At 74.2% G+C, this 7,971-nt stretch carries 5 protein-coding genes; 2 read left to right on the top strand and 3 right to left on the bottom strand.

The genetic code is table 11. The features are described 5' to 3' along the window. The 3 genes from EFE23_RS20840 to EFE23_RS20830 all read right to left on the bottom strand — a co-directional run. On the bottom strand, positions 1 to 904 hold a 904-nt coding region (locus EFE23_RS20840), incomplete at its 3' end, for a serine/threonine-protein kinase (RefSeq protein WP_204348499.1). A 138-nt stretch (positions 905 to 1,042) separates the two neighbouring features. After that, positions 1,043 to 2,368, bottom strand: a complete 1,326-nt coding sequence (locus EFE23_RS20835) for a glycosyltransferase family 4 protein (protein ID WP_123242625.1) — start codon at positions 2,366 to 2,368, stop codon at positions 1,043 to 1,045. A gap of 129 nt (positions 2,369 to 2,497) precedes the next feature. Continuing rightward, entirely contained in the window at positions 2,498 to 4,441 is a 1,944-nt protein-coding gene (locus EFE23_RS20830) for an amylo-alpha-1,6-glucosidase (protein WP_123242624.1), read from the bottom strand. A 42-nt stretch (positions 4,442 to 4,483) separates the two neighbouring features. Here EFE23_RS20830 and EFE23_RS20825 point away from each other — a divergent pair, with 42 nt between their 5' ends. Both EFE23_RS20825 and EFE23_RS20820 read left to right on the top strand, forming a co-directional pair. After that, complete coding sequence (locus EFE23_RS20825) at positions 4,484 to 7,186, top strand: MGH1-like glycoside hydrolase domain-containing protein (RefSeq protein ID WP_123242623.1); 2,703 nt, start codon at positions 4,484 to 4,486, stop codon at positions 7,184 to 7,186. A 73-nt stretch (positions 7,187 to 7,259) separates the two neighbouring features. Then, the gene (locus tag EFE23_RS20820) at positions 7,260 to 7,958 is read left to right on the top strand and encodes an HAD family hydrolase (protein ID WP_123242622.1); all 699 of its coding nucleotides are present in this window, start codon (positions 7,260 to 7,262) and stop codon (positions 7,956 to 7,958) included. Positions 7,959 to 7,971: the final 13 nt, after the last annotated feature.

Below are 7,971 nucleotides of genomic sequence, written 5' to 3'. Positions count from 1 at the left end.
GCTGCGCCGCGCGGCTCCACGCCCGCGCCGCGGCGGCCGGCGGCAGGAGGGCCGGGAACCCGTCCTCGGGCGGTGGCACCGGGGACGCGTCGGTGCTGTCCCAGGCCGGCGCTGCGGGCAGCGGTCCGGGCAGGGTGGTGGCGTCGGGCCCGGTGCTGGCGGCGACGGCGAGCAGCCGGGCCGCGTCGTCGTGGCGCAGCCGGTGCCCCGGGTCGCGGTGGAGCAGCCCGACCAGCACCGGTTGCAGCGGGCCGGCGTGCGGTGCGGGGTCGGGTGGCTGGCTGGCCAGCGCGGCCAGCGTGGCCATGGCGGTGCTGCGCGCGTACGGCGAGCGGCCCTCGACGGCGGCGTGCAGGGTGGCGCCCAGCGACCAGAGGTCCGCCTCCACGCTGGACACCCCCTCGGCGGCGCGTTCCGGGGCCACGTACTGGGGGGAGCCCAGGACCAGCCCGGGGCGGGTCATCATGCCGTCGCCGCCGTCGAAGACGGCCAGCCCGAAGTCGGTCAGCAGCACCCGGCCGTCCCGGGCCAGCAGCACGTTCGCGGGTTTGACGTCCCGGTGCAGCACCCCGGCGTCGTGCGCGGCGCGCAGCGCGGCCAGCACCGCCAGCCCGATGCCGGCCGCCCGCCGGGGATCCAGCGGCCCGTCGCTGTCCATGATCTCCTGCAACGACCGGGACGGGACGTATTCCATGATCAGCCACGGGTCGTCGTCGACGCGCACCACGTCGTAGACCCGGACCACATTGGGGTGGCTGAGCCGGGCCGCCGTCCGCGCCTCGCGCAGGGTGCGGCCACGCAGCTCGTCCCGCTCGTGCGCGGCGAGCCAGTTGGGCGGCACCACCTGCTTCACCGCCACCTCGCGGTGCAGCACCTCGTCCCGGGCGCGCCAGACCCGGCCCATGCCGCCGCGGCCGACGAGGTCGAGCAGGCGGTACCGGCCGGCGATCACTACCTGCTGCACACCTCTCCTCACCGCTGGTCGCGCTCCACAATAGCCAACGGATCGGGCGTCACCTATCGCCCGTGGTAGCGGCGTGGCTCAGCTGGCGGCCCCGGTCAGCAGATTTCCGTCCGGGATGGCGATGGCCGACCGGCCGCCGGTCGGCAGGGCGGTGGCGCGGCGGGCCTGGAAGGCGCCGTGTTCCCGGCGGGCCGCGGCGTAGCTCGCGGCGGTGCGGGCGGCGATGGTGGTCCAGCCGTACCGCTCGGTGACCATGCTGCGGGCCCGGCGCGCCATCCGGCGGGCGAAGACCTCGTCGCCGAGCAGCCGGTCGACCGCGCCGGCCAGGGCGTCCGGGTCGCTGTGCGGGAAGGTGACCCCGGTGACCTCGGGCTCGACGATCTCCGCCAGCCCGCCGGTGCTCGCCACCGCGAGCGGCGCCCCGGCGGCGGCCGCCTCCAGTGCGATCATGCCGAACGGCTCGTAGAGGCTGGGGATCACGGTGGCGTCGGTGGCGGCGAGCACCGCCGGGAGCTGGGTGGCGTCGAGGAAGCCGGTGAACCGTACGGTCTCCCCGAGGTGCAGCCGCCGGGCCTGGTCGGCCAGTTCCTCGCGGTACGGGCCGTCGCCGGCGATCACCACCCGCAGCCCGGGGTGCCGGTCGCGCAGGCACGGCACCGCGTGCACCAGGTGCTGCACTCCCTTCTCGTAGACCAGCCGGCCCGCGTACCCGACCAGGGGCCCGGGCCCGGCGAACCGGGCGCGGGCGGCGGCGACCGCGCGGGGGCGGGCGTGCCAGGCCCGGTCGTCCACCCCGTTGGGCACCACGTCGATCCGCCCGGCGGGCACCTCGAACAGCCGCGCCACCTGTTCGCGCATGTATCCGGAGCAGGCGATCACCCGCGCCGAGGCGTTGCTCAGCCAGTGCTCGACGCCGTGGATGGTCCGGTTCATCTCCTCGGGCAGCCAGCCCTGGTGCCGGCCGGCCTCGGTGGCGTGCATGGTGGTGACCAGCGGCACGTCGAGGTGTTCGGCCAGGGTGACCGCGGTGTGCGCGACCAGCCAGTCGTGGGCGTGGATGACGTCGTAGCCGCCGGTGCCGGCGGCGCGCAGCGCGGCGCGGGTGAGGGTGTGGTTGAACGCCATGGTCCAGGCCAGCAGCGAGCCGGTGGCGAGGGGGAACCGGACGGGGTCCTCGGCGGCGCGGACGATGCGGACGCCGTCGGCGTACTCCTCCAGGGGCGCGCCGTCGGCGTGGCGGGTGACGACGGTGACCTCGTGGCCGGCGGCGGCCAGGGCGACGGAGAGGGCGTGCACGTGGCGGCCGAGGCCACCGACGAGCACCGGCGGGTACTCCCAGGACAGGATCAGCACCCGCTGGTGCCGGACGGGCTGGATGTCGATGACGTCGGCTTCAGCTGACATGCGGCCCCCTTTGAGTTGTGTTCCACGCACCGCGCGACGCACCGCGCCGGGTGCGTCGTGGGGTCGCAGCCCATCCTGCCCAGCGGTCGATAACCAGCGGAGACGCGGTGGTTGCCGGTCTGTAACGCGCTACCGGCGGGCCCGCCGTACGCGCAGCAGCTCGGCGACCGACCACGCCTGGAACGGGCAGCCGGTGGCGGTGTGCGGGGAGAGCCCGTCGGCGGTCTCGCTCACCGAGCCGAGGCCGAACTCGGTCAGGTGCCCCTCCAGGCCGACCAGCAGGTCGTCGACCGGCAGCCCGGCCCGGCGGTACGCGTCGACGAACGGCCCGATCAGCCACGGCCAGACGGTGCCCTGGTGGTAGCCGGAGTCCCGCTCGGCCGGCCCGCCCCCGTGCCGGCCGACGAAGCCGGGGGAGTCGGGGGCGAGGCTGCGCGGCCCGAGCGGGGTGAACAGTCCCTCGGTCACCCGGCGCAGGGTCGCCTCGTCCGGCTCCAGCGGGGCGTACGGCAGTGACCAGGCGAGCAGCTGGTTGGGGCGGAGCAGGTCGTCGTCGTGGTGCGGCGCCCCGCCGAGCGGGTACGCCGGCGCCGGCGCGTCGACCACGTCGTGCAGCCACCCGACCGGGGCGGGGAAGCGCTTCCGGAAGGAGGCCACCGCCTGCGCGTGCCGCCCCCACAGCGCGGTGGCGTCCCGGCCGGTCAGCTCGGTCAGCTCGGCGAGCCCGGCCAGCCCGTTGACCCAGAGCGCGTTCACCTCCACCGGCTTACCGGTGCGCGGGGTCACCGGCACGCCGTGGACGCGGGCGTCCATCCAGGTGAGCGCGACGTCGGGCGGGCCGCCCTGGGTGAGCAGCCCGTCGGCCGGGTCCACGCCGATGCCGTACCGGGTGCCGGCGACGTGCGCCGCCACCACGGCGTGCAGCGCGGGCAGCAGCTCGTCGGCGAGGTCGGTGTCGCCGGTGACGGTGACGTGCCGGCTCACCGCGTGCAGGAACCACAGCGTCGCGTCGACCGTGTTGTACTCCACCCGGCCGGTGTCGGCGGTGTTCGCCAGCATCCCCGCCGACAGCGTCGCCGCGTACGCCCGCAGCAGCTCCCGCCCCTCCTCCGCGCGGTTCGTGCCGAGGAAGAGGCCCTCGTAGGAGGTCATGGTGTCCCGGGACCAGGCGCCGAACCACGGGTAGCCGGCCACCACGTCCGGCCCGGCGCCGGTGCGGACCACGAACGCGTCGGCGGCCAGGGCCAGGGTGGCCTGCACCGCATCGTGCGGCTCCGCCGCGGCCACCACCGCCCGGTGCCGCCGCCGGGCCGCCTCGACCAGCGCGGTCGCCGCCGGCGGCTCCTCGGCCAGGTCGTCGGCCCAGGCCAGCACGGACACCGTGGCGCCCGGCTCGTCCAGGTTGGCGGAGAACCGGCCCGCGTACCAGAGGTCCTCGTCCGGGTTGAGGCCGCGCGCCGCCTCCTCCCGGTGGCGCACGCCCAGCCACCACTGTCCCTCGGGGGTCCAGTCCGGCCCCTGGAGCCGGAACGCGCCCTCGATCACCGCCCCGCCGGCCACCGGCTCCACCCGGGGGACGGGACCGTCGGCGCGCCGCTCGCCGTGCGCGTCCCGCCAGGTGCAGGCCGCGGCCAGGTCCAGCCGCACCGGACCGCCGGAGACCAGCCGGTGCACCACCGCCACGCAGGCCCGGCCGTACGCCATGGCGATCTCCCGCTCGATCACCACGTCGCCGATCCGCCACCGCCAGCGGGGCAGCCCGTCGGTCAGGTCGAAGCGCTCCAGCAGCTCGTAGCCGCGTGGATCGACCACGCCGGAGGACCATTCGTGCGCGCCCAGCCGGACCTGCCGCCCGGACGGCAGGGTGACCGCCGGGTCGAGGCTGACCAGTCCCACGCGGCGGGCGGCCGGGGTCTCCCCGGCCGCCACCAGCAGCCCGTGGTAGCGGCGGGTGCGCAGTCCGGCGACCGTGCCCATGGCGTAGCCACCCCGGCCGTCGGTGACCAACCACTCCCTGGTCGAGGCGGCGGCGAGGTCGCCGCAGACCTGCGGACCGAACCGAATGTCGATCAACTTTCCTCCACCCCCGGCGCGGTGCGACGACTCACGGCGACAATGGCCGCTGTGCAGAAGTACCCCGGCGGCGTCGAAGATGTGCAGGTGATCACCGAACGTCCGACCTCCGCGACCCCCGACCCCGAGCGGCACCGGCTCGCCCAGGCCGATGCCGGGGAGCAGGACTGGCGCGCATGGGGTCCCTATCTGTCCGAGCGGGCGTGGGGGACGGTACGGGAGGACTACAGCGAACACGGCACGGCCTGGGACTACTTCCCCCACGATCACGCGCGGTCCCGAGCCTACCGGTGGAACGAGGACGGCATGGCGGGCGTCTGCGACGACCGGCAGACGTTCTGCTTCGCCCTCGCGCTGTGGAACGGCCGCGACCCGATCCTCAAGGAGCGGATGTTCGGCCTCGGCGGCGACGGCGGCAACCACGGGGAGGACGCCAAGGATTACTGGTGGTACCTGGACTCCACCCCGACCCACTCGTGGATGCGCTGGCGCTACCACTACCCCCAGGCCGCCTTCCCGTACGACGAGCTGGTCGCGGTCAACGCGCTGCGCGGCCGGGACGACACCGAGTACGAGCTGGTCGACACGGGGATCTTCGACGACGACCGGTACTGGGCGGTGACCGTCGACTACGCCAAGGCCGCGCCGACGGACCTGTGCATCCTGATCACCGTCGCCAACCGCGGCGACCGGGACGAGACCCTGCACGTGCTGCCCACCCTGTGGTTCCGCAACACCTGGGCCTGGGGGCTGCCCGGCGGCGACCGGGTGCCGCGGCTGGTCGGCGCGGGTTCCCGGCTGGTCGGCGAGCACTGGGTGCTCGGCCAGCTGCTGCTGGAGGGTGACGGCGAGCCCGTCCCGCTGCTCTGCGACAACGACACCAACGCGGAGCGGCTGTGGGGGCTGCCGGGGCGCTCGGCGTACCCGAAGGACGGCATCAACGACCACGTGGTCAACGGCGCGGACACGGTCAACCCGGACCGGGAGGGGACCAAGGGCGCGCTGCACTACGTGCTGGCGGTGCCGGCCGGCGGCCAGCGGCAGATCCGGCTGCGGCTGACCCGTACCGCCCCGCCGCCGGCGAGCGCCCCGCCGCCCCCGGCGGACCTCGGCGACGACTTCGACGCGGTGCTGTGGGCCCGGCGCGCGGAGGCGAACCGCTTCTTCGCCGACGTGATCCCGGCCGCCGCGACCGAGGACGAGGCCCTGGTCGCGCGGCAGGCCATCGCCGGGCTGATGTGGGGCAAGCAGTTCTACCACTTCGACGTGAAGCGGTGGCTGGAGGGCGATCCGGGGTCCACGCCGCCGCCGGCCGGGCGCCGGCACGGGCGCAACAGCCACTGGTGGCACATGACCAGCTTCGACGTGATCTCGATGCCGGATCCGTGGGAGTACCCCTGGTACGCCGCGTGGGACCTGGCCTTCCACTGCGTCACCATCGCCCGGGTCGACCCCGGCTTCGCCAAGGAGCAGGTCCTCCTCCTGCTCCGGGAGTGGTACCTGCACCCGAACGGGCAGATCCCCGCGTACGAGTGGGCGTTCGGGGACGTGAACCCGCCGGTGCACGCCTGGGCGGCGCTGAAGGTCTTCGAGATCGACGGCTCCCGGGACCACGAGTTCCTCGCCCGGGTGATGCACAAGCTGCTGCTCAACTTCACCTGGTGGGTGAACCGCAAGGACACCGGCGGCAACAACGTCTTCGAGGGCGGCTTCCTCGGGCTGGACAACGTCGGCCCGTTCGACCGGTCGGCGGCCCTGCCGGTGGCCGGGGTGCTGGAGCAGTCCGACGGCACCGGCTGGATGGCCATGTACGCGCTCAACCTGCTCGACATGGCGATCGTGCTGGCCGAGCACGACCGGGCGTACGTGGACACCGCCACCAAGTTCTTTGAGCATTTCGCGTACATCGCCGCCGCCGCGTACGACCAGGGGCTGTGGGACGCCGAGGACGCCTTCTTCTACGACGTGCTGCGGCTGGCCGACGGCACCCAGGTGCCGCTGAAGGTCCGCTCGGTGGTCGGGCTGCTGCCGCTCGCGGCGGTCACCCGGCTGACCGCCCGGACCCTGCGCCGGCTGCCGGAGCTGGGTGCCCGGCTGCGCTGGTTCCTCACCAACCGGCCGGAGTACGCCGAGGTGATCGGGGCCCGCCGGCTGGGCCCGGACGGCCGGCAGCAGCGCCTGCTGTCGATGGTCGGCCCGGAGCAGGTGGTCCGGCTGCTGGCCCGGATGCTGGACACCGACGAGTTCCTCTCCGAGTACGGCCTGCGTACGCTCTCCCGCGCCCACCTGGACAAGCCGTTCACGGTGACCCTCGGCGGCCAGGAGTTCAGCGTCGGGTACGAGCCGGCCGAATCGACAAGCGGCCTGTTCGGCGGCAACTCCAACTGGCGCGGCCCGATCTGGATGCCGACCAACTTCCTGCTGATCAGCGCGCTGCGCGACTACGCCGCCTTCTTCGGCGACGACCTGCAGGTGGAGTACCCGACCCGGTCCGGGGTGAAGAAGACCCTGGACGAGATCGCCGACGACCTGTCCGCCCGGCTGATCGCGCTGTTCACCCGCGACGGCTGGGGCCGGCGGCCGATCTACGGGGCGGCCCAGCTGTTCCAGACCCACCCGGACTGGCGGGACCTGCTCTGCTTCCCCGAGTACTTCCACGGCGACAACGGCGCGGGGCTGGGTGCCTGGCACCAGACGGGCTGGACGGCGCTGGTCGCCGACCTGATCCTCACCCTGCGCCGGTGACCGAAACCCGGGTGTCCCGGCCGGCCCGGGCGCGGTAGCGTGCCCCGGTCCACCAGCACGGGAGGGGTACGCGATGGCACAGCGCCGGGAGGCGGCGGTGCTCGTTTTCGACGCCGACGACACGCTCTGGGAGAACAACGTGCTCTTCGAGCGGGTGATCGACGACTTCCTCGCCTGGCTGGACCATCCGACGCTGGACCGGACCGAGATCCGGGCGGTGCTGGACGACATCGAGCGGGCCAACGCGGTGGCGCACGGCTACGGCAGCAAGGTCTTCCTGCGCAGCCTTGGTGAGTGCCTGGAGAAGCTGCGGGAGCGCCCGGCGACCGCGCGGGAACGCGCCGAGATCGAGGAGCTGGCGGCGGCGCTGATCGGCCACCAGGTGGAGCTGATGCCGGGGGTGGCGGAGACCCTGGACGACCTGGCCACCCGGCACCGGCTGCTGCTGCTCACCAAGGGCGACCAGGAGGAGCAGCAGCGCAAGCTCGACGCCTGCGGGCTGCTGCACCACTTCGGCGCCGCGCACATCGTGCCGGAGAAGGACGTGGACACGTACCGCTGGCTGGCCCGCGAGCACGCCTTCGACCCGGCCGCCGCCTGGATGATCGGCAACTCGCCGCGCTCGGACATCCTGCCGGCCCGGGCCGCCGGCCTGAACGCGGTCTTCATCCCCAACGAGAACACCTGGGTGCTCGAGGAGGACGAGCTGGACCCGAGCGACCCGGGGGTGATCCGGCTGGCCGCCTTCCCCGACCTGGTCCGGCACTTCTGAGCCGGCCGGTAGG

Source organism: Micromonospora solifontis, from assembly GCF_003725545.1.
Classification (GTDB): Bacteria; Actinomycetota; Actinomycetes; order Mycobacteriales; family Micromonosporaceae; genus Micromonospora; species Micromonospora solifontis.
This window is presented reverse-complemented; position numbering and strand designations above follow the sequence as displayed.